At 57.8% G+C, this 24,602-nt stretch carries 23 protein-coding genes; 13 read left to right on the forward strand and 10 right to left on the reverse strand.

The features are described from left to right. The first annotated feature begins 23 nt into the window (after positions 1-23). Entirely contained in the window at positions 24-686 is a 663-nt protein-coding gene (locus J4G32_RS01810) for an RraA family protein (RefSeq protein ID WP_210483537.1), read from the forward strand. On the opposite strand, the gene J4G32_RS01815 is transcribed toward J4G32_RS01810, so the two are convergent. Then, positions 676-1,494 carry a GntR family transcriptional regulator gene (locus tag J4G32_RS01815; protein WP_210483540.1) on the reverse strand — a complete coding sequence of 273 codons (819 nt, stop codon included), beginning with the start codon at positions 1,492-1,494 and terminating at the stop codon, positions 676-678. The two genes, J4G32_RS01810 and J4G32_RS01815, sit on opposite strands and share 11 nt — an antisense overlap. 67 nt (positions 1,495-1,561) lie before the next feature. Between J4G32_RS01815 and J4G32_RS01820 the strand changes: the two genes are divergently transcribed. From J4G32_RS01820 to J4G32_RS01830, 3 genes are all read left to right on the forward strand, one after another. Next, entirely contained in the window at positions 1,562-2,572 is a 1,011-nt protein-coding gene (locus J4G32_RS01820) for an aldo/keto reductase (RefSeq protein ID WP_210483542.1), read from the forward strand. A 1,183-nt stretch (positions 2,573-3,755) separates the two neighbouring features. Further along, the gene (locus J4G32_RS01825; RefSeq protein WP_210483545.1) at positions 3,756-4,649 is read left to right on the forward strand and encodes an ABC transporter substrate-binding protein; all 894 of its coding nucleotides are present in this window, start codon (positions 3,756-3,758) and stop codon (positions 4,647-4,649) included. A 94-nt stretch (positions 4,650-4,743) separates the two neighbouring features. Continuing rightward, on the forward strand, positions 4,744-5,571 hold the full coding sequence (locus J4G32_RS01830) for an SDR family NAD(P)-dependent oxidoreductase (protein ID WP_210483548.1): 828 nt from the start codon (positions 4,744-4,746) through the stop codon (positions 5,569-5,571). A gap of 86 nt (positions 5,572-5,657) precedes the next feature. Here the strand turns inward: J4G32_RS01830 and J4G32_RS01835 are convergent, their stop codons facing one another. From J4G32_RS01835 to J4G32_RS01865, 7 genes are all read right to left on the reverse strand, one after another. Next, on the reverse strand, positions 5,658-6,341 hold the full coding sequence (locus J4G32_RS01835; RefSeq protein ID WP_210483551.1) for a TetR/AcrR family transcriptional regulator: 684 nt from the start codon (positions 6,339-6,341) through the stop codon (positions 5,658-5,660). Positions 6,342-6,485: 144 nt separating this feature from the next. After that, entirely contained in the window at positions 6,486-8,126 is a 1,641-nt protein-coding gene (locus tag J4G32_RS01840) for an AMP-binding protein (RefSeq protein ID WP_210483553.1), read from the reverse strand. Between the two features lie 76 nt (positions 8,127-8,202). Further along, positions 8,203-8,997: an SDR family NAD(P)-dependent oxidoreductase gene (locus J4G32_RS01845; protein ID WP_210483555.1), complete on the reverse strand. Its 795-nt coding sequence runs from the start codon at positions 8,995-8,997 to the stop codon at positions 8,203-8,205. Between the two features lie 160 nt (positions 8,998-9,157). Continuing rightward, the gene (locus tag J4G32_RS01850) at positions 9,158-9,916 is read right to left on the reverse strand and encodes an enoyl-CoA hydratase/isomerase family protein (RefSeq protein ID WP_210483558.1); all 759 of its coding nucleotides are present in this window, start codon (positions 9,914-9,916) and stop codon (positions 9,158-9,160) included. A gap of 24 nt (positions 9,917-9,940) precedes the next feature. Beyond that, positions 9,941-10,720, reverse strand: a complete 780-nt coding sequence (locus tag J4G32_RS01855) for a citryl-CoA lyase (protein ID WP_210483561.1) — start codon at positions 10,718-10,720, stop codon at positions 9,941-9,943. A gap of 3 nt (positions 10,721-10,723) precedes the next feature. Further along, positions 10,724-12,538, reverse strand: coding sequence for a CoA-transferase (locus J4G32_RS01860; RefSeq protein ID WP_210483564.1), 1,815 nt, complete (start codon positions 12,536-12,538; stop codon positions 10,724-10,726). Positions 12,539-12,553: 15 nt separating this feature from the next. Then, complete coding sequence (locus tag J4G32_RS01865) at positions 12,554-13,411, reverse strand: amidohydrolase family protein (protein WP_210483567.1); 858 nt, start codon at positions 13,409-13,411, stop codon at positions 12,554-12,556. Between the two features lie 462 nt (positions 13,412-13,873). On the opposite strand from J4G32_RS01865, the gene J4G32_RS01870 reads away from it, so the two are divergent. Genes J4G32_RS01870 through J4G32_RS01885 form a run of 4 tightly spaced genes read left to right on the forward strand, consistent with a single transcriptional unit; the run spans position 13,874 to position 17,668 of the window. Then, positions 13,874-14,680 (forward strand): ABC transporter ATP-binding protein, encoded by an 807-nt coding sequence (locus J4G32_RS01870; protein WP_343232568.1) that lies wholly within the window; start codon positions 13,874-13,876, stop codon positions 14,678-14,680. A gap of 12 nt (positions 14,681-14,692) precedes the next feature. After that, positions 14,693-15,529, forward strand: a complete 837-nt coding sequence (locus J4G32_RS01875) for an ABC transporter permease (RefSeq protein ID WP_246504727.1) — start codon at positions 14,693-14,695, stop codon at positions 15,527-15,529. Further along, the gene (locus J4G32_RS01880) at positions 15,526-16,326 is read left to right on the forward strand and encodes an SDR family NAD(P)-dependent oxidoreductase (RefSeq protein WP_210483570.1); all 801 of its coding nucleotides are present in this window, start codon (positions 15,526-15,528) and stop codon (positions 16,324-16,326) included. Before J4G32_RS01875 ends, J4G32_RS01880 begins: the two co-directional genes overlap by 4 nt. Continuing rightward, a complete protein-coding gene (locus J4G32_RS01885; protein WP_210483572.1) occupies positions 16,280-17,668 on the forward strand; it encodes an MmgE/PrpD family protein in 1,389 nt (462 codons plus the stop codon). The genes J4G32_RS01880 and J4G32_RS01885 overlap by 47 nt, the downstream gene beginning before the upstream one ends. A gap of 21 nt (positions 17,669-17,689) precedes the next feature. Here the strand turns inward: J4G32_RS01885 and J4G32_RS01890 are convergent, their stop codons facing one another. Both J4G32_RS01890 and J4G32_RS01895 read right to left on the reverse strand, forming a co-directional pair. Beyond that, the gene (locus J4G32_RS01890; protein WP_210483575.1) at positions 17,690-18,556 is read right to left on the reverse strand and encodes an SDR family oxidoreductase; all 867 of its coding nucleotides are present in this window, start codon (positions 18,554-18,556) and stop codon (positions 17,690-17,692) included. A gap of 18 nt (positions 18,557-18,574) precedes the next feature. After that, positions 18,575-19,711: an acyl-CoA dehydrogenase family protein gene (locus tag J4G32_RS01895; protein ID WP_210483578.1), complete on the reverse strand. Its 1,137-nt coding sequence runs from the start codon at positions 19,709-19,711 to the stop codon at positions 18,575-18,577. Between the two features lie 243 nt (positions 19,712-19,954). Between J4G32_RS01895 and J4G32_RS01900 the strand changes: the two genes are divergently transcribed. The 5 genes from J4G32_RS01900 (at position 19,955) to J4G32_RS01920 (ending at position 24,594) form a co-directional block, all read left to right on the forward strand. Next, positions 19,955-21,151 (forward strand): ABC transporter substrate-binding protein, encoded by a 1,197-nt coding sequence (locus J4G32_RS01900; RefSeq protein WP_210483581.1) that lies wholly within the window; start codon positions 19,955-19,957, stop codon positions 21,149-21,151. A 72-nt stretch (positions 21,152-21,223) separates the two neighbouring features. Next, positions 21,224-22,105 carry a branched-chain amino acid ABC transporter permease gene (locus J4G32_RS01905; protein ID WP_210483584.1) on the forward strand — a complete coding sequence of 294 codons (882 nt, stop codon included), beginning with the start codon at positions 21,224-21,226 and terminating at the stop codon, positions 22,103-22,105. Beyond that, complete coding sequence (locus tag J4G32_RS01910; protein ID WP_210483587.1) at positions 22,102-23,094, forward strand: branched-chain amino acid ABC transporter permease; 993 nt, start codon at positions 22,102-22,104, stop codon at positions 23,092-23,094. The genes J4G32_RS01905 and J4G32_RS01910 overlap by 4 nt, the downstream gene beginning before the upstream one ends. Beyond that, entirely contained in the window at positions 23,091-23,879 is a 789-nt protein-coding gene (locus J4G32_RS01915) for an ABC transporter ATP-binding protein (RefSeq protein ID WP_210483589.1), read from the forward strand. Before J4G32_RS01910 ends, J4G32_RS01915 begins: the two co-directional genes overlap by 4 nt. Next, complete coding sequence (locus J4G32_RS01920) at positions 23,866-24,594, forward strand: ABC transporter ATP-binding protein (RefSeq protein ID WP_210483591.1); 729 nt, start codon at positions 23,866-23,868, stop codon at positions 24,592-24,594. The genes J4G32_RS01915 and J4G32_RS01920 overlap by 14 nt, the downstream gene beginning before the upstream one ends. Positions 24,595-24,602 lie beyond the last annotated feature (8 nt).

Raw genomic sequence — 24,602 nt, forward strand, 5'->3', positions numbered from 1 at the left:
GCCGCCATGCTTAGGAGATTTTCATGCCGCTCGAACGCTACGCCGCCGACTTCTCCATCCTCTCGAAGGAGACCCTCGCCAAGTGGGTCGGTTGCCCGTCCGCGATCGCTGGCGATGCGATGAACCGCGCGCGGTGCATGATCGGTGCGATCAAACCTCTGCGGCCGGGAATGGCGCTTGTTGGCCAGGCGCGCACCGTGCAGGTTCCTGCCGGAGACAACGCTGCCATTCACGTGGCGCTTGCCATCGCGCGCCGCGGCGAGGTTCTCGTCATCGATGCCTGCGCGCATCCCGATACCTCGGTCTGGGGTGGCATTCTCACTGACGCGGCGAAGAGATGCGGGCTTGCCGGGATTGTCCTGGATGGCGCAACGCGCGATGCGGGGGAAATCGCTCAGCTGGGGTTTCCTGTTTTCTGTCGCGCCGTCTCGCCACGCGGTGGACAGAAGGGTGGGTTTGGAATGGTTGACGGCGATGTGGCTGTAGGGGGAGTCACCGTGCGCAGCGGAGACCTGATCCTCGCAGACGATGACGGCGTCGCTGTCGTGCCGCTGCACTTGGTCGAGAGCGTGTGGGCGGAAGTGGAAAAGGTCAAGAGCAAGGAGGCCGAGATACTCGCTGGAATTGCGCAGGGCCGGACGAGTGCCGATGTTCTTGGAATTAAAGTCCCGGAGATCAATCGATAACGCGCTTCGCGGCCGCCCTGTGGCGGAGCTTCGGCGCGGTTGCAGCACTTGAATTCTTCTCAAGGGCGTAGCTCATGATAGCATTCCGGGAGGCTAGGAAATGCGACTTGAAGACCGCAGCCGCCCAGACGCCGTCGCCGGCGCGGAAAGCCTTGATCATCTCCGCGTAGCGAGAGACGGCTCGTGCCCAATCCTCTGCGCTATAGGCGTAGTAAGCGCGCTGGATGTTTGCGACATTAGAGGTTTGCTGAAGCAGCGCGGCAAGCCATCGGTTGCCGCAGTTCCGGGAGATGATCTCGTGAAACTGGACGTTGAGGCGCGTTTGTTCGTCGATCCTGGTGTGGTTGTCATCGGTATCGATGAGCGCCATGGCCCGGACGATGTCTTCCATCGCGGCAATCTCGCTGGCATTCGCATGTCGGGCGACGCCGCCAGCCGCGAGCCCCGCGAGTTCCGCGCGGACGCTGATCAACTCGGAAAACGATTCGTCCGACCATGGCGTAACGTAAGCGCCTTGATTGGCGACGAATGTGACAAAGCCATCGGCTGCAAGCCGCCGCAACGCCTCGCGCACCGGCGTGCGGCTGACGCCGATCTCAGCCGCGATGACTGCCTCACGCAGGTGCGAGTGCGCGGCATAACGGCCATCCATGATGCCCGCTCGGATTGCGTCATACGCGAGATTCGATGCCTTCGCCATTTGCTGACCAGGATTCATCCGTCGACACCCCTTCGCCATCTTGCCGCGGCCGTTGCCTGAAGCACGGCCTATACACAGAGAGCGACACGCGAACCATAGCAGTCCCACCACCGTAAGTCAGAAAAACGGACGGCGTTGGGTCGTCGAAATTACCCCGTGCGAATCGGATACGATCATGAAGACTACGACGATTGGCGCTCTCCATTTGCCGGTAGCGCGTCTCGGGCTGGGTTGTATGAGCTTTGCCGGTGTTTATGGGAATGTTGACGAGGACGAGGTGAGTCGCACTGTTCAGGCGGCCTTGGATCTCGGCGCCAACCTCTTCGATACCGCGGATGTCTATGGCGCCGGTGTCAGCGAGAAGATGCTCGGTCAAGCATTGCGAGGCCGCCGCCAAGAGGCAGTCATCTGCACGAAATTCGGCAACATTGACCACGCCGGAGCCGCGCCTGTGGCCGAGGCCTATGCAGGCCGTTGGGAAACCTGCGGGCGGCCGGACTACGTCAGAAGCGCCTGCGAGAAAAGTCTCCGCAATCTCGGCGTCGAGACCATCGATCTCTACTACGTCCATCGGATCGATCCGACGGTACCGATCGAGGAGACGATCGGCGCCATGGCGGACCTCGTACAGGCCGGGAAAATCCGAGCGATCGGTCTTTCCGAGGCCGGCGCTGAGACGATCCGGAGGGCACATGCAACCCATCCACTCGCAGCTCTCCAATCCGAATACTCTCTGTGGTCGCGCGAGCCAGAGGATTGGGCAATTCCCCTGTGCCAGGAATTAGGCATGGCTTTCGTCGGGTACTCGCCGCTCGGTCGCGGTTTCTTAACCGGCGCGGTCCCGCCGCTCAACGAGCTCTCCGAGCAGGACTCACGCCGCCACCAGCCCCGCTTTGAACCGCAGAACTACGCCGCAAATCGTCGCCTGCTGGACATTCTAGACGAAGCGGCGATCTCTCATGGCTGTAGCAAGGCTCAGGTCGCGCTGGCATGGATGCTGGCTCAAGCACCAAACGTCCTGGCAATTCCCGGCAGCAAATCCGTCAGACACCTGAGGGAAAATGTTGCATCCGAGAGAATTTCGCTGACGACCGTTGAACGCGAGACTATTTCGGCCGCGTTCCCGAGGACTGCGGCTCTCGGTGAGCGCTATCCGGACGTTCAGATGACGAGGATCGGCCTTTGAACGTCACTGACAATGCCCGCCTGCAGCGATCCCTGCGCCGTGGGCATCACCGATCTGCTTTCTGCCTCCCCCGCACCGGCTGCGGGCGCTGCCGGTGTCAGCGGTTCTATGAAAACAGGCGTGCCGGACACTGAGTAACGCGGAGGCAGGAAACCCTTGCTCCAAATTCTGCCCGCACTCTCGCAGTGCAGGGCACCTCGCGAGGCAAGAGCCGTAGAAACTCGAAAAGTATCGTGTAGGAACCCCGGCGCAGAGCGGAGCGGCACCAAAGTGGGTAATCTATCCAACTTGCAACGCGATCCTCGATCGCCTCCAGAAGTGTCGGGCCTCCTGAGTTCACGCGATGTCTGCGAAGGCAGCCGGCTTGCTGACGCGAAGCTTTTTCACGTCGTTGCGGCGCCCCCCCGGTCGAAGACGGCCGCGCGAGGTTCCTCTCCACTTTTGGGTTGTGTGGCGTCGAACTTCTCGAGATATGACAGGGTTGTGAGCAGCGACCTCTTTGCCCTGCAAAGGTCACTCCGCGGCGTCCACGCGTCTCACTCGCACGCCGACCCGGCGCCCTCTTTCCTCGGTTAGCTACTCGGAAATGAAGAACCCACCTCCGAAGGCGCTTGAAGCCTCGGGGACAGCCCGGAAGCGAACCATTTCTGATTAATTGATCAGGCAGCATTGACGTTGACGTAGAGTTATAGGATTTTGGAGTCCTCGAGACTGCCCTGATCCGTCTCTGAAGCCGGTTGAGCAAGAGGAATAATCTCAATCAGAGTCCACAGACAGAAATAGAGAAAGAGAGGCCTCGTTTTCAACGTCACGTGAAAGGCCATTTGCACGGCTCAGGTTTCTATCTCCACACCACTTGCATGCGACGGTACTGGCTCATTCGGGTGCGGATACTGACACCAGAGGCCAGGAACGAGTGCTCACATCGCCAGCCATGCCCACGACTGGTCTCCTATGGCGACGATAATTATCGGGCCAATTGGGTCATAAGGCGCCAACCATCGTCACTTAGTGGTCAAGGCGTCGCCACTTTCAACGGGAGGAAAAAATGCATAGACTTTCTCTACGAGCGATCGCGTCCGGCCTGCTGACCACCGCCACAATCCTGGCATTTGCCCTGACACCGGCAACCGCCGCCGAAAAAGTGAGGGTTGGCATTGCCGGCTCCTCGAGCCAGATCGCATTGCTTGCCTTCAATGTTGCCCGCACGAAGGGTTTTATCGAGAAGCAGGGCGTTGATCTGGAAGTGATAGATTTCGGGTCAGGCAGCAAAGGCGTCCAGGCCTTCGTTGGCGGGGATGTTGACCTCGTGGCGGCCACATTCGAGCACGCCATCCGCCTCCGCTCGAAAGGCATCAACGTTAAAAGCGTCGCTTCCATGAGCAAAGCGCCCGGAGTCGTTCTGGCGGTCACGAAAGCGTTCGCACCAAATTACAAGAGCGTCAGAGATCTGGTTGGCAAGAATGTCGGTGTTTCCGCGCCAGGCTCAGCCACGCATTCATTCCTCAACCTGTTCCTTGCCAAAAGCGGCATCAAGCCGGACCAGGTCGGCGTAATCGGAATAGGCAACACGGCCGGCGCATTGGCGGCAATCCGCACGGGCTCCGAGATCCAGGCGATCGTCAATTATGATCCCGTAATCACCATGCTGGAGCAATCCGGCGACGTGACAGCCGCCATCGACCTGCGGGACGCTGCGGCAACGAGAGAGGCCTTGGGCACAGACTTCACGTTCCTGAATCTCCTGGCGCACGACACCTATATTAACAAAAACCCCAAGGCGGTCCAAGCTGTCGTGTCCGGGCTCGTCGAAGCGCTCCGTTGGATCCCAACGGCCACCCCAGAGGAAGTTCGCGCCGCCGTCCCAGAGCAGTTCTGGAAGGAAAATCCGGGTCTCTATCTGGAGTCCATCAAGAAAAATCTGACAGGGCTTTCACCGGACGGAAGGATCACACAGGCAGAAGCCGAAGGGGTTTACAAAGTTCTCTTGACTGAAGATCCGCAGATCGATCCGAAGAAAGTCGATTTCGCCGCCACCTTCGACAATAGCTTCGCCGAGAAGGCAAATGCAAAATGAGTAAAGGTGCATGGTAGTTCGAATTCTAATATTTTCTTCCGTTAGGAAATGAGATGTCTTCCATTCTATGCTCGCAAAATGAGGGATTACCGGATTGACCTCGCTCGACCGCCGGGTCGCACTGCTGACAGGATGTGGCCAGCGGAACGGTATCGGCGCGGCTTGCGCATTGACTCTCTCGCGGCACGGCGTCGTGGTAGCGATCAGCGATATCCCACGTCGATCGACCTCCGGCAGATCGACCCCGATTCACGACGCGCTAGATGCCTTGGTCGACGAGATCGTTGACCAAGGCGGGACTGCACTATCCCTGCGGGGCGATCTGCTTTCGGAAGCGGACGTGAAGAAGATGGTCGAAGAGGTCCTCGATCACTTCGGCCATCTCGACATCCTGGTCAACAACGCAGCCGCTGCCCATGGTCCCGACCGGGCAGAAGTGGACGACGTTCCTCTTTCGGCGTGGGATGAGGTGATGAACATCAATGCCCGCAGCGCTTTCTTACTCTCAAGAGCCACCCTTCCCTCAATGCGCCAACGGGGCTTCGGACGCATTATCAACATTTCTTCTGCAATTGTCGGCCAGCCACGGCGGCTTCGTGCGGTCTACGCCGCATCAAAAGCCGCGGTCGTGGGTTTCACCCAAGGGTTGGCAGTCGACGTTGCCGACAAGGGTATCACGGTCAACGCCGTCTGCCCTGGATCGATTCTGACGGCGCGCGCGGAGAGGACGGCCCACCGTTCCGGACATTCGGACGGGAAAGTCGCCTTTGCGGAGAGCGCGCTTACCATTCCGGCTCGCCGCCACGGTACTCCGGAGGATGTCGCCGGCATGGTTGCGTGGCTGGCGTCCGAACAAGCTGCATACATTACCGGACAATCGATCTTCATCGATGGCGGCGGCATACCTCACTATCGGGCGTGAAGAGAACTGGCGCGCGATCGGTACGAGTTAGTGCATCGATTGAACTTCAATGCGCATGGGCGCCTTACCTTTACACACTTGACAGCTCAAAGCGGCAGGCTGCCATCCGCCAAAGACGATGGCTTGCGTCGTTGTTTCGGCTTCTGCTTCTGGCTGGGAATGTTGAGGCCCGCAAGGATGAAGGCGAAGACCGCTTCCTCGATCTCGGGGCGTTCTGCATGGGCCGAAAGATCCCATGATCTCAAGGCGACGATAGCTGGAACGAATGACAGGAGATTGGCAGCAATCCTTTGGTTCGCAACAAGGCAAGGTCCGTATTCCTGCTCGTAGTCTTTAAGGAGAATTTGGAAACTCTTAATAAGCTTGGCAATTGACGATAGAATGATCTTTCGATCCGCCTTCTCGAGCGCGTGCGTTTCGTTGTAGAGGAGTTGCACCTCGTCCCGATGCGCACTCATAACCCTTATGACCGAGCGAAGAGCTTCCACCAGACGGCTGTGCGAGTCTTCGTGCTTTAGAACCGTCTCGTCGACCGCATCCTGATAGAGCTGCACCAAATGCTCACAGACGAGGAAAAGGACATCGTGCTTGGATCTCACATAGTTGTAAAGATTGCTTTGCGTAAGCTCGGCTTCGTGCGCGATGTCTTTTGTGGTGGCGACGTGGAAGCCGGAGCGTCGAAACACCGTGATCGCAGCACGGATGATACGCTCCCGACGATCAACGATAAGCTTTTCGTTCTGAACTTGGCTGACGATGGGGCGGTTCATGCGGATTCCGTTCGGAGAAGGAAGGTGAGCGCTACCGTCGACTGAAAAAATCGGCTCTGTGCAAGCGTTCCGCTCGACTTATCGGCGACAATCACGGCGTGTCAACATGAATGAGCCGCAACGAGAATAGCTGGAGCGCAGTCTTCAAGCACGTGGAAAACTTCCCAGTCTCGCAAGGTAGTCCTCCTTAAGTTTGAATTTTTGTACTTTCCCGGTGGGCGTCATTGGCAGTTCCTCGACGAGGCACAGAAACTCCGGGAACTTGTATTTCGCGATGCCAAGCTTGTCGAGAAAGCCAGTCACATCCTCGAGAGAAAGATCCTTGCCTTCCCGAGGCACGATAAAAGCACAACCCTTTTCACCCAGTCGTCGATCTGGGATGCCGACGAGCGCGACGCGAAGCACGACGGGATGCCCGGCGATCGCCGTCTCCACTTCCTGCGCGCTGACCTTCAGCCCGCCGCGATTGATGATGTCCTTCTTTCGTCCGACGACCTTTAAATATCCTGCATCGTCGATAAAGCCGAGATCATTGGAGAATAGCCATCCATCTCTCGAAAATGTCTCGGCTGTCCTTTCTGGATCGCGGAAATAGCCAAGGCAAACGTGCGGGCCGCGCGTGCCGATCTCGCCGATCTCCCCGTCTTTCAGCACAGAAATTCGATCCTCGCCGAGGATCGCGACCTCCGCGCCAGGGAGTGCGCTGCCGTCCGTTCCCCATCTCCTGTCATCTGGGTCAGTGACAGAGCCCATCGTCGCAGCAAAGCATTCCGACATGCCCCAGCATGGAACGAGATTGCACCCGATCGATTCGCGCACCTCAGCGCCAAGTGTCGGCGGGATGGCAGCCCCTCCGCAAAGAAACACGCGAAAGCTCGACAAGTCTCGTGTCGCGAGCGACGGGGATTCAAGTAGCATCGTGGCAAACGGCGTCGCCGCGCAGGTGTAGGTGCAGCGTTCCTTCTCAATGAGCTCCAGAGCCAATTCCGGGTTCCAGATCTCCTGCATCACAAGCGTTCCACCCAATACGACTGCTTGACGAAGATTCCACTCGATACCCGTCGCATGACAAATCGGGGACACGGCCCAGACGACTTCATCTGACGTCAGCGAGAGACGCTGTGCGCCAGCGAGGTTGCCATACATCAAGCTGTTGTGGCTGTGCATGACACCTTTTGGTGAGGATTCGGTTCCTGAAGTAAAGATCAGGATGGTCACGTCGTTTCCATCGAATTTTCGGCGCGGGACCTTGGCCGCGCCGTTTTCGATCATCAGGTCGGAGAATGGCGTCATATCCACCGGGCAGGCGTCTCCGACGACGAATATACGCTCGAGGTCCGGAAGATCAGGCCGAAGCTTCCGATATGTCCCGGGGTAATCGTAGCCGCGAAAGTCATTCGGTATGATCGCAACTTTGGCTTTGGCGAGTCCAATGATGTAAGCGATGTCCTTGGATCGATAGATCGGAAGCAGCGAATTCGTCACTGCGCCGAGTCTGGTCGCAGCCAAATGTATAAGAAGAAACTCCCCCCAGTTTGGCAATTGGACTGAGAGTACGTCCCCATGTCCGATGCCGAGCCCTGCGAGATTGGCTGCCAGTACCTCAACCTTATCGGCCACGTCGCGGTAGCTCCACCGGACATCTCGCGCTGCGACACAGAGCATCTTGTCTGGCGTCGCCCCGACGTGCTCGTCGAACGCGTCGATCAACGTGCGATTATTCCACAATCCGTCAGCAACGTAAGCGTCACTCCTTTCAGGATCGAGGATCATTTCGAAGATCATCGTTCTTCCTCCCGGCGGGTCTTGCGTGCGCCCGCCTCGCGCGCCTCAAACGTTGACCCGACAGCAGCCGCCAACGTCACATCATCGTGTAACCACCGCTGGCGCTGATGGTCTGCCCAGTAACGAAACTTGCGCCGTCAGATGCCAAGAACACAACGACAGGAGCCACCTCGCCCGGACGAGCAATACGGCGCAACGGGTATACCTTAGCAATTCTCTCTCGCATTTCCGGAGTGTTCCAGCGCTTCTGCCCCTGCGCCCACATCGACAGGTCGCTGATCTCCTGGTCGGAATCCGGCATCGTGGTTCCAGGGCAAACGACGTTGAAACGGATGCCGTATTTTCCGTATTCTCGTGCCAGAGTTTTGGTTAGCGCGACGACCCCCGCCTTACAGGCGGCATAAACGCCTTCACGGAACTCTCCCATCCGGGCTGCGTCCGATCCCATGCTCACGACTACACCGGATTTGCGTGCGATCATGTCGTCGAGTACGGAGCGGGTACAGTTGATCATTCCCCACAGGTTGATCTGAATTTCCTTTTCCCACTGCGAGCGCTCCTGCTCCACGAAAAGACCCTCGACAGTCCATCCGACATTGTTGACAAGAATGTCGACTGGGCCGAACTCCGCCTTGGCTCGCGCAACCATCGCGGTGACCGACTCGATACTGGTGATATCCGTCTTGTGGGCTATCGCGCCTTTCGCCCCGGCCGCAATCGCTTCATTCGCGACCCTTTCGCCTTGGCTTTGATCGATGTCCGCGATAACGATATTGGCTCCCTCCTCCGCAAAGGCGAGCGTGATGGAGCGTCCGATATTCGAACCTCCGCCGGTAATCACAACCGTTTTCCCTGCTATATTCAAATCCATGGATTGTTCCTGCTGACAGCCGCGATCCCTGCTTCCGGTCGCGAGAATGGCGCGCGTCGCGGTTCGATTGGCTCGGACTGGGTCTTTGATCCGCGAGAATCCTAGGTCCAGTAATGGAAACTGTCAATCTGAATGATCAATCAGTTATAACTCGGAAGCCTCATTTTCGTTTGCTGAGGAACTTTCTGATGCTATCGCGGGTGGCCTGGCTTTCCATCAACTGCGATGGCCAACTGAGTTCAAAGGCATAACCATCGCAGGATGGATCGTCTGCTGCCGTGATGCACGCCTTTGCAGCTCGCAGTGCTTCGGGCGGCATTTCTGCAAGCCTGCGGGCAATGCGGTCCGTCGTTTCGCGAATCTCATCTGTCACCGCGATCCATTCCACGAGGCCCAGCTGTAGCGCCTCCTCGCCTGACACCAACTCCGCCCCGGCAATCAGGCGCAGTGCGATGCCTCGGCCACATAACTTCGTCAGGCGCTGCGTCCCTCCCGCCGCCGGCAACAGTCCCACCCCAACCTCGGGCAAGCCGAGCCTCGTAGTCTTAGCCGCCACCCGCAGATCGCAAGCGAGTGCGAGTTCCATCCCGCCGCCAGCGGCAACACCGGCAATCTCTGCGATGGAGATCTGCGGAAGCGCGGCGATGCGGGCGAATAGGCCTTGAAAGTACCGCGCCTCTACGGCAAGCAATTCTCCAGCCTTACCGGTATCCAGCCGATCAGCATATTGCTTGATGTCTCCGCCGGCCGAGAAAACCTTCTGATCGCTCGCGATGACAAGAACCCGCCAATCGTCTCGTGCCTCCAACTCATCCAGCATATTGCAGAGATGGTCGCCCCATGCGCGCGATAGGGCATTGACAGGTGGATTGCACATCGTCAAACGAGCGATGCCATCATCGATTTCGAATCTGAGCATATGGCCTCTCCTGTTTGGCCGTCACTAGGGATGCGGATCGGAGTAATCCGTCGCCTGCTGGACGAGATCCCAGATAGCGTTGGCCTGTGGCATTCTGATTTCTTCCAGAACGTGGCCTATCAAACCGACCGTCCGAGCAATCAACCCGATTCCGCGAACAGCCCGCCAATCCAAACCGATATCCGAGGAAATCGCCCCGATAGCGGCGACTGCGTTCAACGTAAGCGGTCGCTGTAGCTTCTGGACCGCAAAACGGTGAATCTCCAACATCAACTCCGTGTTCAGCGTAGGAACGCCCAACTCTCTTTGCATGTCGAACAGTTTCTGTGTGCGCGGATCAACCGGGTGGTGCGGCTGCCCCAACCCCGGAATCCGGCGCTTCGTAGAGGTGTACAATTCGACAATAGATTTCGCCTTCTCCGCCATCGAACCATCAAAGGCCGCAGCTTCAATCTGGAGCATCTTCGCCACGTTGCTTGAAGGCCCGACAAACGTATCGCCAGCCCCGAGCAAGCCACTCGCGACAGCCCCTTGCAGAGATTCCGGTGCGCCAAGAAATGTCAGTCGAGCGGCTATTACGCTCGGCATCATGCCATGTTCGGCAATCGCTACAACCATGGCATTGATTAATCTGGACTCGGCAGGCCGCGGCAATTTTCCAGAAACTTCTAGAAAAAACAAGTCCGCGATATCGATCTTGCCGATGAGTTCGTCGACAAGGTTATGGCCACGAACCGTGATGGAATCGACGTCAAGGGTCGCCATCTCCGTTTTCACGCGGGAGGATTTTTTTGTCGTGCTCATGATCTATTTCTTTCTGCCGTTCAGAAAGTCGTTTCGAGGGTCGAATAGGCGCAACCGGATAAGCTCTTCGCGTGTCGGCATCGGCTCGACGTCAAGGGTCGCCGCGACATCGAAGGTCCACTCACATTCTGCACGTATTTTTTCGACGACTTGAGATTGCGAGAGATCATTCTGTGGGAATATGCCCGTCAATGCGAACCGTCCCTCTCGTTTCTCGAATATGCCGAGGTCAGTCACGAGAGTGGAAACCAGTCGCCCGGGGCTGGTGATATAGGGAAGTTTTGTAACGAGCCGCTTCGCAGATTGTTGCGTGATCGCGATGATGTCACGCGATGCAGAATTGATATCATTTGCGCCACCCGAACCGACGAGAAAACGACCATCTTGGGCGTAGGTCGAGTTGATGTTGCCTTCTGCGTCGATCTGCGCCGCACCGATGATCGAGAGGCAGTTATTGTGACGGCTCCCGACAAATTGTCCAAGGACACCAAAGGCCGTTGTGAAACTCTTCGCACTCGCCAAATTCCGATTGGCAAAAATAAAGGGTTCGCCAGGCTGCGGCATGAAACCGTAAAGTCCGATTTCTGCCACCAGTTCGACGGGAATTCCGTCATCGATCTGTAACTTGGAAACGGCTAACCACGCCGCGAGGTTGGCATAACCGACGCCCGCCTCAATGATCTCGAAGCCCTCTTCCTTGACCTTGTGTTCCAGCACATGAGTCGCTGCAACAACCATGGCGTCGATAGCGTCATGACCCTCTCGACTCACGATCGAATCAATCGTCTCGGGAGTGAGATCATCCTGCCAGCTCTCGGTGAGGGAGCGGCCTCGCAGCATCTGAACCCGATCTCCGCCGAGCTTGCGGACATAGTCTTCGTGACTTCCAACGTCCAGGATCCATTCTTTCACCCATCGGTCAAAGTCTTCCTTTGTCCGCGAGGCCAGCCGAATTTCGCGAAAGAAAGAGTAATCCTCCACATAAGCCGCAACATCGACGCCGCCCGGGTTGTAGATCGCGTAAGGATGAGACCCCATCGGGGCTTCCGACACACTCAGAACGCGATGCGAGGGAATTAGAGTTAGGGTCGGGTTGGCGCGGATCACATCGGTTGACACGACGCGTTCGACCGTGGCGATCACGCCCGCTTTCGCGGCGAACGCAACAATATCGCCCTCGCCGAATGGTGGAGAAACCAGAATGTTTCCCTGCTCATCAGCTGCTAGTCCGTGCACGATCGTGACATCTGGCACGATCGCCTCCGCCAAGCCTATCCTCTCACCGCTGCCGAATGGATCGTCCATCTGTTGAAAGCTTGGGTTATCCTCCATCGAACTGCCCATCAGCGAACGCGTAAGGGCAAATGGAAAGCCTGATGCTCCCGCGGCGAGCCGCTGAGCGATAACCAAAAGCGACTGGTTCTCGATCTCGACCGAGCCGGAGTTGATCGCATGCTGAAATATCCGGTGTGGAGACGCTGTCGGGTAGTTCTCTCCGACAAAAGAGACCGTCATTTTCCGGATGAGGCCTTCCGAAACCAGGCTAGCCTGATTGGCAACCATTCCGGCGCAGACGACCCAGAAATTTGGCTTGGTACCCGCAAAGGCTCGCACGAGAGCATTGCTCGCCGCCATCGGTCTCGCGCCCGTGTAGCCGAAATGAATGGTCATTCCCGCCTTTACGTGCTTGGCAATGGCAACATCGAGAGGCATCACCTTGCTGGTGGCGTAGCGGGAAGGCGGTGCGAACATCTCCCGCAGGCGCCGGCGATCATAAACCGAATCGTCGCGCGACACACGATTCGAGTCACGTTCCATGGGGTGTCCAATCAATTACAGCGTTCTGAAGACGTTGCGAGCAGCCTTGTAGAGAAGCATTTCGCGTGCATCCGGCTTCAGGCTCAATACTTTTACCTGGGCGAGGCTGTCGGCGTGGTTCACAACGGGAAAGTCAGTCCCCCACAGGACCTTCCCCTTCCCACGGCTGTTTAGAAATTGAACGAGCGCAGGATCCCAATATTTCGGCGCATGCGCTCCCGCCCCTATGTAAAGGTTCGGGTGTTTCCACGCGAGTGCGATCAGTTCCTGAACCCATGGCCAGCCGGTATGCGACGCGACAATGCGCAACTCCGGGAAATAGAGCGCAACGTCGTCGAGCAGGATGGGCTGTGCCATGGCGGATGGCATTCGCTCGGCGGAATGCCCCGTTTGAAGGATCACGGGCACATCGAGTTCGACACACTTGGCGTAGAACGGGTAGAAGTCACGATGGTTAAGAGGCATGCCCCACCCGTAGGAATGGATATGAGCGCCCTCGAACCCCCATTCCTTAACGGCTTTCTCGAGTTCGCGCACGCCGTCCATTCCGAGAGTGACATCGACCCCGTAGAGACCACCGACCCGTCCGCCGCAGCTTTCCATCAAGTCTCTTATGACCGAGGCCTTCACATCGAGTAGCGGTGCCTTGTGCTTGAAACTCCACATCTTGAAGCTCGGCACAAAGACCTTTCCGACCCCGACTTCATCAAGCATGTCCACGAACTCGGCGGGTGAGTATCCCTTGAGGCGCTCGTCCATGTTCCACCACGAAACGAGCTTATGAAGCTCGTCGTTCTCAAGATACATGTTCCGCAGACCGTCCGGGGTGAAGATGTTGGTCCAATAGTCAATTGCGCGTGTATCGGCCGTCATCATGCTCCTCATCGACCTCTATAATCCTGAAGGAGTTTTTTGCCTCGCGGCCAAATCTCGCATCAACGATGGCACCATCACTACCAGATTCAGACTGATCGAACAATCATTTTACGATGTTGCTCTGTCCACTCCCTCTCTTAGAATCGAGAATATTGAGAGCTCGACAATGAATTCGACCAGCGCTCCGGTCCGCGAGCCGGCAAAAGGGCAGGACAAATCCCCTCTTCTCACGACCGTATTGAAGAGACGATTAAAATAACCCAAACTTGCCAACCCTTTCTGGGTTTATTGACTGGTCAATCAATCATATTGACTTCCAATGCCTCCCGTGTACGGTTTAGCCTCTCGCGTCCCCCGTGTAATCGGTCATGAGGTCTCTCCGGCCGGCCACTGTGCCAGGTGCCGGGCGCAAAAGACTGATCAAGGAGCAATTTGATCGTGGAAGCAGTTGCCCAGTCGGTGATCCTGTCCGCCGCTTCTCGGCCTACGGCCGTTTCACTCCAAGGTGTCACCTGCCAGTTTGCGGACTATACGGCCGTCGAGGATGCGAGCCTGACAATTGCCGACGGCGAATTCGTATCGATCATCGGACCGACAGGTTGCGGCAAATCAACGTTGTTGAATGTCATCGCCGGCCTGCTTGAGCCAACGAGCGGTTCGGTTGAAATTTTCGGGCTTCCGATCGCCGGCCTCAACAGAAAGGCCGGATACATGTTTCAGTCAGACAGCCTTTTCCCGTGGCTCAGCGCGTTGGACAACGCTCAGATCGGCCTGGAATTCAGAGGCGTCCCCCTGGCGGAGCGCAAGGACCGCGCCGGAGTCTGGTTGAACCGTGTCGGACTCGCTGGGCACGAGCACAAATACCCACATCAGCTCTCGGGCGGCATGCGCAAACGCGTCTCACTTGCTCAGATGCTCGTTACGGATCCCGATATTCTTCTCATGGACGAGCCATTCAGCGCTCTTGATGTGCAGACACGGACCCTGATGGAGAATGAGCTCCTCGACCTCTGGTCTGCAGATCGCAAATCGGTAGCCTTCGTCACGCACGATCTGGAGGAAGCGATTTCGCTGTCGGATCGTGTGGTCATTCTCTCGGCCGGCCCCGCGACCCGCCCCATAGGAGAGTTCGTGATCGATATCCCACGTCCGCGCGATGTGGCGGAGATCCGGCATCAGCCACATTTTATTGAACTTTATCGCAACATCTGGGAGGCCATGAAGGACGAAGTTCTCAAGGCTTACGCGGTGAACCGACGGAAATAGATGGAGAGAAGCATGCCCACCGTCGCAAAAACGGATCCATCAACGATGACTACGGCCGGCGGGCAGACCCATCGCGCTAAGGGCAATCAGAGACGTTCGCCAGTGTCAATCCACGTGATGCAGGTGGCGCTCTTCATCGGCATTCTCACAGCATGGCAAATCACCTCGACTTTCAGCCTCGTTCCTCCGTACATCCTGGGCGAACCCATCGGCGTCGCCAGGCAACTCTACGTCTGGCTTGTGACCGGCAAGGTCTATCCTCACATCGCTGTCACGCTGTTGGAGACCGTGCTCGCGTTCGTGATCGGTCTCGTGCTTGGCATCGGCATGGGCTTGCTGCTCGGCCTGAACGTGACGCTCGCAAAGCTATTTGACCCGTATCTGAAAGCTTTCAATGCCATGCCGCGCGTGGTTCTGGTGCCCATTTTCATCGTGTGGTTCGGCCTCGGTATCTGGTCGAAGGTGGCGTTGGGGATCACGCTTGTGTTCTTTATCGTTTTCTTCAATGTCTTCCAGGGTGTCCGAGACGTAAATCCAGTTGTCCTCGCAAATGCGCGCATGTTGGGAGCCTCACGTCGCCAATTGCTTACGCGTGTATATCTGCCGTCTGCCACGGGCTGGGTTTTCTCAAGCCTTCACGCATCGGTCGGAATGGCATTCGCGGGCGCCGTTATCGGGGAATATATGGGGTCCGCAAGGGGCCTCGGTTACCTCATTCTGCAAGCTGAGAGCGTCTTCGATATCAACGCCGTTTTTGCCGGCATGGTACTCTTGACAATCTTTGCCGTGATCCTGGACTGGATTGTCTCGAGCTTCGAGAAGAGGTTGGTGAAGTGGAAGCCGGAGTGAGTGATAAGGTTCTTGAGCTGCCCGGGCTGGTCGACAAAATCGCAGTTGTCACCGGTGCGAGCCGCGGGATTGGCGCAGCAATCGCGCGCGAGTTGGCGAGGCACGGTGCGGATGTGGTGTTGACTGCTCGGGATCCCGCTCCGCTGGCGGAGGTCGCTGCGGAAGTCAAAAGCCTTGGTCGCCGCTCAACCGTTGTTGCTGGTGATTTGACCCTGCCCGACTTCGGGTCCAAGGTTGTGAACGCCGCAATCGAGACATTCGGAAGGGTCGACCTGCTGGTCAACAATGCGGGCGCAACCAAGCGAGGCAATTTTGTTGACCTGACCGACGCAGACTGGGACGATGGTTTCGCGCTCAAATTTTTCGGCGCAGTGAGGATGTGCCGTCTGTGTTGGCCGGAGCTGCGGAAATCTCGTGGTGCAGTTCTGAACATCGGTGGTGCCGGTGGCCGAACCCCCGATAAGCCCTTCACCATCGGAAGTTCCGTCAACGCCGCCATGATGGCGTTCACAAAAGCCTTGGCGGATCTCGGCCGGGAAGATGACGTTAGAGTGAACCTCGTCAACCCTGGACTCATCCGTACCGATCGCCTTGAGAAACGGATCGTCGATGCCATGAAGGCGGATGGCATCACTCGTGAGCTGGCTGAGCAACAACTCAGTAATCAGGCCGCCATCACCCATATCGGCGAGGCTGAGGACATCGCACGCATTGTGGCGTTCATGCTGTCAGACAGCGGAATGCTATTCCATGGCAGCCTCGTGGATGCAGATGCCGGTTATACTAAGGGAGTTTGATGCGACTCCGACCCGCGCGTTTGCCGCCGCAGCAACGCAATCACACTGGCGCGCAATCCCGGCCGGGGTTCGTCATGATGTGGTTAGAACGACAGTCAACGCCATCGGCTGCATGCTGGGAGGCGTTGACCATCCAGCCGTCAATCAGATCGAAGAATTCACCAGGTCGATATCAGGCGCGCCCGTCGCGACCGTCTTGGGCACATCCATCTCACGTGATGCACCGAGGGCCGCACTGCTGAATGCTCTATCGGGATCCGTCTACGCATTTGACGATACCCACGCTCACTCGATTGTTCATCCGGGCACGCCGGTGGTCGCAGCAGCGCTGGCAGCGTCCGAGACCGCTCGCGGTGCGATCCCTGGCGAGACATTCCTCAACGCAGTAGCATGGGGACTTGAGATCGCCTGTCGCGTGAGCCGGCTGGTATCACCGGGTATGCCGATGGCCATATCGCAAACCGGGACAGCAGGAATGCTTGGAGCCGCCGTCGCAGCCGGCGTCACACTTGGCTTGTCGGCGCAGCAACTGGGGTGGGCAATCGGGATTGCGGCAAGTTCTGCTGCCGGTATCCGAGCCGGGCATGGCACGATCTCGATGCACCTGCTGCCTGCCCGAGCCTCGATGCTCGGGGTGGAGTCGGCTCTCCTCGCCCAGGCGGGATTTGAGGGCGGAGACGAATCCCTTGCCGGACCTCATGGGTTCTTTGCTGGTTTCGGGGGCACCGCTTCGACGGATGGTCTTCTTGACGGACTTGGCACAACCTTCGAGCTCTCAGCCAACACCTTCAAGCCCTATCCGTGTGGGATCGTAATCCACCCCATTATCGACGCCTGCCTGGCGCTCAATCCGCGCTTCAGTGCGCGCACCTCACCCATCAGAACCCTTAGGTTGATTGTTTCGCCTCAAGCGGCGGCGCTCGCTGATCGTCAGCATCCCGTCTCTGATTTAGCAGTGCAAGTCAGTCTGCAGCACTGGGCAGCGGCGGCACTCGTCTTCGGTAGAGCCGGGATCGATGAGGCAAGAATGCTCGCTGGTGAGAACAAGGAACTGATCAGGGATCTCCGCGACAGGAGCTTGATCGTCGTTGATCCAGTGTGTGCCATCGACGCTGCCAGCGTCGAAATTTGTTTCGACGACGGAACGTCTGAAGTGGTTGTGGTCTCCCACTGCCGCGGAAGTCTTGACCTGCCTATGACGGACGCTGAGTTGAACGAGAAATTTGTGGCGCAAGCCACTCGAACTGTTGGTGCTGCGCAAGCGAGGCGCGCAGCGTCTCAGTCATGGGCTCTTTCAAACGTCCGTTTTGTGGCCACATTCATCCGGGAGCTGGCAATCTAAGCGACGAGACTGCTCAAGCCGCTAATCGGCATCGAGCGCCTTCGGTTGAACGCTTCGATGGAAACCTTCGAAGGGCTTCGAATTGCTGTGATCCTGCAAATCCCACACCGGCCGCGCGTTTGGCACCCCGCCGTCGACGCGGATGTAGGATCCTGTTGTGAACGCTGAGGCTGGTGACAATAGGTACGCCACCGCCGCGGAAACTTCTGCTTCCGTTCCCAGCCGCTTCAGCGGCACGTTGGCCCGCAAACGCCGGAACATCGCCTGGGCTTCGGCCGGGTATTTGTCCATGCCAGATGATGCGATCCACCCGGGGGCGACTGCGTTCACCCTGACGCCAGATACCGCCCACTCGGTGGCTGCGGACTCGGTGAATGAAAGCATGCCCGCGCGCGCTGCGCCTGAATGCGCAGAGCCGGGCCATCCTCCCCAGATATCCGCAATAATATTGACAATGGAGCCCCCATTGAGCTCCATCCACGAGCGATAGACCTCGCGCGACACCAGAAAGCCGCCGGTCAGGTTGGTATCGACAACCGCCCTCCACCCTTTTGACTTCATGTCGCGGATAGGCTGGATATACTGTCCACCCGCATTGTTTACCAAGCCATCGACCCGGCCATGATGCGCGAGAACCCCTGAGACCATCGCACTGACAGCCTCCTCATCGCGAATGTCACAGACGTGCACACTGGCCCGCCCTCCATCCTCGGCAATTTCCCTCGCGGCGGTCTCAAGCCTGTCCAAAGAACGCCCGACAAGCGCGACAGAAGCACCAAGCGACGAAAGTTCATGCGCCATGCAGCGACCAAGCCCACTGCCCCCGCCTGTCACAACGACCACTTTGCCAACGAAAAGATTCTGTCGAAAGACTGAGGAGTAGGGCATTGCAGACCTCCAAGACCGTCAGGATGCGAGTTGCCGGCCGATAATCTCCTTCATGATTTCGTTAGTTCCACCATAGATCCGGTGGATGCGAGAATCTGTCCAAAGCCGCGAGATCGGGTATTCGCGCATGTAGCCGTATCCGCCAAAGAGTTGCAGGCAGTCGTCGATCGCCTTACAGGCGATGTCCGTGACCCAAAACTTGGATATCGCGGCAGACTTGATGTCGAATTCTCCCCTCGCCTCTTCGTCGATGCAGCGGTCGACATAGACACGTGCGACCTCGAGGTCTGCGGCAATCTCCGCAAGCTTGAATCGGATGGCTTGGAAATCGACGATCCGCTGCCCGAAGGCCCTCCGCTCGCGGACGTACTGGAGGGCGAGATCATAGGCGACCTCAGCTTCGCTTATGGCTGTCGTAACAATGGCCAATCGCTCTCGGGGCATCAGTTTCATCATGTTCTTAAAACCCGCACCCAATTCTCCCAGCGCGTCGGCGGCCGCAAGCGGGACGTCATCGAAGAAAAGTTCAGCAGTATCCCCCGCCTTTTGGCCGATCTTCTCGAGCATCCGCCCCCGCCGGTATCCTGGAAGAACGGTGTCCAGAAGAAAGAGGGAAATTCCCTTTTCGGAACTTTTGCAGGCGACGACGACCAGATCGGCGTTGTGGCCATTTGTAATGAATGTTTTCTGACCGGACAGAAGATATCCCCCCGCACCATTGGGACGGGCGGATGTCCTGATCGACTTCAAGTCACTTCCGGCCTCTGGCTCCGACATGCCGATCGCTGCAATCGCCTCACCGCTCACCATCTTCGGCAGCCACTTCATCTTCTGCTCTTCAGAACCAAGCTCGAGAAGGTATGCGGCCACGATATCGCTATGTGCAATCAGGCAGGCATTGAGAGAGTGCGCGCCGCCCCTAGCAAGCTCTTCGTGGACGATGGCGTTGAAGAGAAAGTCGCCGTCCGGCCCGCCATATTGCTCCGGCACATCCGGGCAGAGCATTCCCATCTGCCCAATCGCCCGCCAAACGTCTCGCGATACGATTCCCGCATCGTCCCAATCGTTCACGCGCGGGGTGATGTCTCGTTCGATGAACCGACGGACAGCACTTCGGAAGTCTTCGTGAGCGGATGTGAATATTCTGCGCTGCATCGTACATCCGTTTGAGGCCGCCTGAATGGAGCGAGCGCAACTTCGCCATCAGTCGTTCGGCGACCACGACAAAGACCTAGCTCACGTTAGGTAAGCGACGGAGAGATTATGTTGACTGATTAAACAATCACTCATAATCTGCCTTACCGACAGTACCTCGTCAATACAGAAACTAAGGGCTGTCCGCATTTCGGCACGCTGAGAGTGCGTCGCCGTCACGTAACCATCTCGCGGAGGAGACGCATGAGACATTTCGGAAAACTGGTCATGGTTGGCATGGCCGCAGCTTCTCTGGCTGTGGCGACGGGATCCGCCTCAGCGGCGGACGATATTGTACTGGGCTATGTCGACGATCTCTCGGCCTTGGTGGCGGAAGCCGGCAATGACAGCCTGAAGGGCGTAAAGCTCGCGGTAAGCGAGGCCAATGCGACCGGCGGCGTGGGTGGAAAGAAGATTCGCCTCGTCGTGTACGATGGCAAGGTCGATACTCAGCTGACCTCGACCTACATCTCTCGCGCAATCGAGGATGACGGCGCAGTCGCTGTATTTGGCGGAAATGTCTCTGGTGCAATTCCGAGCGCCATGACGATTGTGAATGAAGAAAAGGTGCCGTTCTTCAGCATGTCTGCCGCCACGGACTCGTTCACGAATCCCGTCACGCCTTACTTCTTCCGCTTCGGTCCGTCGAACAGCCAAGATGCCGCCGCCGTCGCGCAGCTGATCTCGGAGGCCGGCCTCAAAAAGGTCGCGATCATTAACAATTCCCTGCCGTTTGGACTCGACGGCAGCAAAGCCATCACAGCCGCCCTTAAAGAAAAGGGTGTCGATGTTGTGATCAACGAAGTCTACGAGGTCAACAGCACAGATGTCTCGCCGCAAGTCGTGAAAGTTCGCGACGCCAAGCCAGAGGCCGTTGTCGTCTGGCCGTATCCGGCCGACGGCGGGCGCGTCCTGCGCACGATGGCCCAACTCAATCTAAATGTGCCTACGGTGATTGCCCGCGTGGCGCTTTTCGATGCGTTCAGGGAACTCGCCGGCAAGGCTGCCGATGGCGTGCTGGTACCCAATACGGTCGACACCGAGCGCCCCGAGGTCAAAGCCATGCTCGACAAGTTGACGGCCGAGTTCGGCCAGCGCCCCCCAACCATGTATATCGCCATGGGCTATGACGGTGCGAAGGCCGCCATTCAGGCCCTTCAAGATTCAAAGGTTCAGGCCGCGTTGAAATCCGACGACCTCCCCGCGGCCCGCGTCGCGCTTCGTGACGCCCTTGAGTCGATTGGAACGTTTTCGAGCCTGCAGGGGGCAGCGGGGAATACTTTGAAGTTTAGCTCTCAAAGTCATCAGGGCCTTCACGGAAACAACATTTTTGTCTGGGCCCAAGTGCAAGACGGAAAACTGAAAAAGGCTGACCCAAAATCCTTTGCTCCGAAGAACTAGTCTGCAACTCAGGGCGCTGCCATTCTGCAGCGCCCCGTAAAGCGACGATCACTCGGCAACATCGAGGTGCGTGTGCAGACATTTGGCATTCTGATCCTTTCGGGACTGACGAACGGCAGCGTCTATGCTCTCGTCGGTCTCTCTCTTGCGATGACCTACGGTGCAAGCCGTGTGATCAATTTCGCCCAGGGCGAGTTCGTCATGCTCGGCGCGTTGTCGACGGTCCTCTTCGTGACAACTTTTTCGCTCCCAATGGTCGTCGGTATTCCGATGGTCTTGATCGTTTGCGCTACCGTGGGTTTCCTCGTCGAGCGCCTCGCCTATCGTCCGCTGGTTCGTCGAGGCTCGCAACCATTGACTATCATGATCGGCACGCTTGCCTGTGCGTCCATCATGACCGGGACTGCCTTGCTCATCTGGGGGCCAAACCAGCTTTTCGTCCCGAACGCATTCTCGCTTGAGGGGGTGACAATCGCAGGCATCACCTCGACGCCACAGCAGCTAGCTATCATCGCGACATTCGCATTCCTGATGGCACTTATTTGGTTCATGCTCTACCGGACGACCTTTGGCCTCACCATCAGAGCGGTCGGAATCGATCCTGCCGTCGCCACACTGATGGGAATTCGCGCAGAAACAATCATTGCATTCTCGTTTGTCTTCAGCGCGATCGTTGGTGGGCTGACGGGGGGCCTCGTCGGTCCACTGCTTGGTGGCCATGTATCGATGGGCATCATGCTCACGATCAAGGGTTTCATGGCAGTCATCCTTGGGGGCATGGGCAGCCCCTTCGCTGCGGCAGCCGGTGGCATCGCGATCGGGCTGCTTGAGGCGACGGTCGCGTTCTATGGAAATAGCTTCTATGCGGAGCCGATCATATTCGGCCTCATTCTGATGATGCTGATCATTCGACCCACGGGGCTTCTCGGGGAGTGGGAGGCCAATCGGAAATGAGCTCCACCACCCTTCGCAACTGGCTCCCGGCCACGGTGATCCTCATGATCGGGGCGGTCCTCCCTTGGCTTTTGCAAGGAAACTTTCAGCTTCGAATCGCGATGTTGACCTGGGTCTTCGCAATATTCGGAATGGGGTTCAATTTGCTCTATGGAATAGCCGGACAGCTGTCGCTTGGACAGCAGGCCTTCTTTGCTATCGGCGCATACACGTTCGCACTTCTACAAATCCATTTCGCCTTGTCGCTTCCCCTGGCTTTGCTCGGAGGAATTGTCGTCTGCGCTGTGGTCGGACTCGTGATTGGACTACCTGTCCTGCGCCTCCGCACCCACTATCTTGCCATGGCGACATTGATGTTCGCCATGATTGTCCACGACGTTGCGTTGCGCTGGACCGACTTCACAGGCGGCACCTCTGGATTGCGCGTGCCGCCACCGTCGCTATTCGGCGCACGGCTTGAACGTATTGATCTCTACTATCTCGTCTTCGGACTGGCGGCGGCGGCGTATTGCCTCCAGATTTTCATAAAATCCACTCATCTTGGCAGGGCTCTCGAGGCCGTCAAAACAGACGAGACGGCGGCCTCGAGCGTCGGAATCGACGTGACACGCTACAAGGTCAGCATATTCGTCGTTGCCGCCATGTTTGCTGCCGTAGCGGGCATAGCGTACGCTCTGGTAAGTCGTGGCGTCGACCCATCTTATTCGGGCATCGGGATGGTCGTGAACCTGCTAACGCTATCGGTCGTTGGCGGCCTCGGCAGCCGGATTGGCCCTTTTATCGGGGCCGCAATCGTGATCATCGCGCCACAGATTCTCGCGGGCTTGCAGGAATACCAGACCCTGATCTACGGCGTCGGACTGCTCGTGTTTATGATTTTTCTGCCACGCGGCATCGGTGGATCGATAGAGCGATCAGCTGAAGGTTCGTTTGATGATCCTAAAGGAGAGAAATCGGCACGGCGTATATCGAGGGCCGAGACCCCATGACCACGCCTCCCCCTCTCCTGTCGATCCGGGAGGTCAGCAAGCGGTTCGGGGGGCTTTCTGCGGTCGATGCCGTGTCTTTCGAGGTCCATAGTGGAGAGATCGTAGGTGTCATCGGGCCAAATGGCGCCGGTAAGTCCACCTTGTTCAACCTGGTGTCAGGGTTAGCACCGTTGACCGGCGGTGATGTGATCTTCGGCGGCAACGATATGACGCTTGTTCCGCCCCATGAGAGAAGCGCGATTGGGATGACGCGCACCTTTCAGATCGTTCGGCTGTTCGGTCATCTTTCGGTGATCGAGAATGTCATGCTTGGCGGTCATTGTCGTACCACGCAAGGGTTTGCTTCGTCGCTTCTCAGACTCCCAAAGGTTCTCATCGATGATCGGAAGCTGCGTCATCTCGCGATGCACTGGTTGAATTTCGTCGGTCTCTCAAAGCGCGCAGACGAACCCGCGTCCCACCTGCCACATGGACAGCAACGAATGGTCGAGATAGCGCGTGCGATGATCTCCGGCCCAAAGCTCCTGCTGCTGGACGAGCCAGCAGCCGGCCTGAACGGCGCGGAAACGACGAACCTGCTCAACATTCTTCGGCAGCTGAATGATCGTGGGCTGTCCATCCTTCTCGTCGAACATGACATGAAGTTCATCATGGGCATATGTGACCGCATCGTCGTTCTGGATCACGGCACGGGCATCGCCCAGGGAACACCTCAGGAGATTAGGCAGAACCCAGCCGTCATCGAAGCTTATCTCGGCAAGAGGAACGGTGATGCTGCGCATTGAGGGCCTCAAGTCCGGCTATGGCAAGAGCGAGGTTCTTCATGGCGTATCCATGTCGATCAATGCCGGACAAGTGGTCACGATCATCGGCGCAAACGGTGCCGGAAAGTCCACCCTGGTCAACACCTTGTCGAAGCTTTTACCGATCATGTCCGGTAGAATCGAGTTCGATGGCCGCGACATCACGGCTCTTTCGGCGTCGGACGTCGTGGACCTCGGAATCATTCAGGTGCCGGAAGGACGAAAGCTATTCGGGCCGCTCACGGTTGACGAGAATCTCACACTCGGTTCTTACCGCGTGCGGCACGCGCCGAAAGCGGAGCTCACCGATCGTCGGAAATTTGTCTTGGATCTGTTTCCTCGTCTTGCCGAACGGGCGACGCAGCGCGCAGCGACGCTATCGGGCGGCGAGCAGCAGATGGTCGCCCTCGGCCGTGCGTTGATGGCAGGGCCGCGGCTCCTCCTGCTAGATGAATTGACCCTTGGCCTTGCACCCATCGTCATCGACGAGATGTTCGAAACACTGGAGCGTCTCAAGCGCGAGGGGCTGACGATGCTACTGGTGGAGCAACGCGCAGATGCAGCCTTGGCATTGGCGGACCATGCCTACGTCATGGCAACCGGGGATGTGGTTGCAGAGGGACCGGCGCCTGACCTGCGCAACGACGAGCGCGTCCGGAAGGCGTATCTTGGCGAGTCGGACATCACTTCCGACTAAACAAAGGT

Origin of the sequence: Microvirga antarctica, from assembly GCF_017921815.1 — a bacterium.
Taxonomy (GTDB): Bacteria; Pseudomonadota; Alphaproteobacteria; order Rhizobiales; family Beijerinckiaceae; genus Microvirga; species Microvirga antarctica.

Excerpts from the sequence above, each read along its gene's own strand:
- J4G32_RS01810 (WP_210483537.1), top strand. The coding sequence starts at position 24 with ATGCCGCTCGAACGCTACGCCGCCGACTTCTCCATCCTCTCGAAGGAG.
- J4G32_RS01820 (WP_210483542.1), top strand. The coding sequence starts at position 1,562 with ATGAAGACTACGACGATTGGCGCTCTCCATTTGCCGGTAGCGCGTCTC.
- J4G32_RS01835 (WP_210483551.1), bottom strand. The coding sequence starts at position 6,341 with ATGAACCGCCCCATCGTCAGCCAAGTTCAGAACGAAAAGCTTATCGTT.
- J4G32_RS01840 (WP_210483553.1), bottom strand. The coding sequence starts at position 8,126 with ATGATCTTCGAAATGATCCTCGATCCTGAAAGGAGTGACGCTTACGTT.
- J4G32_RS01845 (WP_210483555.1), bottom strand. The coding sequence starts at position 8,997 with ATGGATTTGAATATAGCAGGGAAAACGGTTGTGATTACCGGCGGAGGT.
- J4G32_RS01850 (WP_210483558.1), bottom strand. The coding sequence starts at position 9,916 with ATGCTCAGATTCGAAATCGATGATGGCATCGCTCGTTTGACGATGTGC.
- J4G32_RS01855 (WP_210483561.1), bottom strand. The coding sequence starts at position 10,720 with ATGAGCACGACAAAAAAATCCTCCCGCGTGAAAACGGAGATGGCGACC.
- J4G32_RS01860 (WP_210483564.1), bottom strand. The coding sequence starts at position 12,538 with ATGGAACGTGACTCGAATCGTGTGTCGCGCGACGATTCGGTTTATGAT.
- J4G32_RS01865 (WP_210483567.1), bottom strand. The coding sequence starts at position 13,411 with ATGACGGCCGATACACGCGCAATTGACTATTGGACCAACATCTTCACC.
- J4G32_RS01875 (WP_246504727.1), top strand. The coding sequence starts at position 14,693 with ATGCCCACCGTCGCAAAAACGGATCCATCAACGATGACTACGGCCGGC.
- J4G32_RS01885 (WP_210483572.1), top strand. The coding sequence starts at position 16,280 with ATGGCAGCCTCGTGGATGCAGATGCCGGTTATACTAAGGGAGTTTGAT.
- J4G32_RS01890 (WP_210483575.1), bottom strand. The coding sequence starts at position 18,556 with ATGCCCTACTCCTCAGTCTTTCGACAGAATCTTTTCGTTGGCAAAGTG.
- J4G32_RS01895 (WP_210483578.1), bottom strand. The coding sequence starts at position 19,711 with ATGCAGCGCAGAATATTCACATCCGCTCACGAAGACTTCCGAAGTGCT.
- J4G32_RS01900 (WP_210483581.1), top strand. The coding sequence starts at position 19,955 with ATGAGACATTTCGGAAAACTGGTCATGGTTGGCATGGCCGCAGCTTCT.
- J4G32_RS01910 (WP_210483587.1), top strand. The coding sequence starts at position 22,102 with ATGAGCTCCACCACCCTTCGCAACTGGCTCCCGGCCACGGTGATCCTC.
- J4G32_RS01915 (WP_210483589.1), top strand. The coding sequence starts at position 23,091 with ATGACCACGCCTCCCCCTCTCCTGTCGATCCGGGAGGTCAGCAAGCGG.
- J4G32_RS01920 (WP_210483591.1), top strand. The coding sequence starts at position 23,866 with ATGCTGCGCATTGAGGGCCTCAAGTCCGGCTATGGCAAGAGCGAGGTT.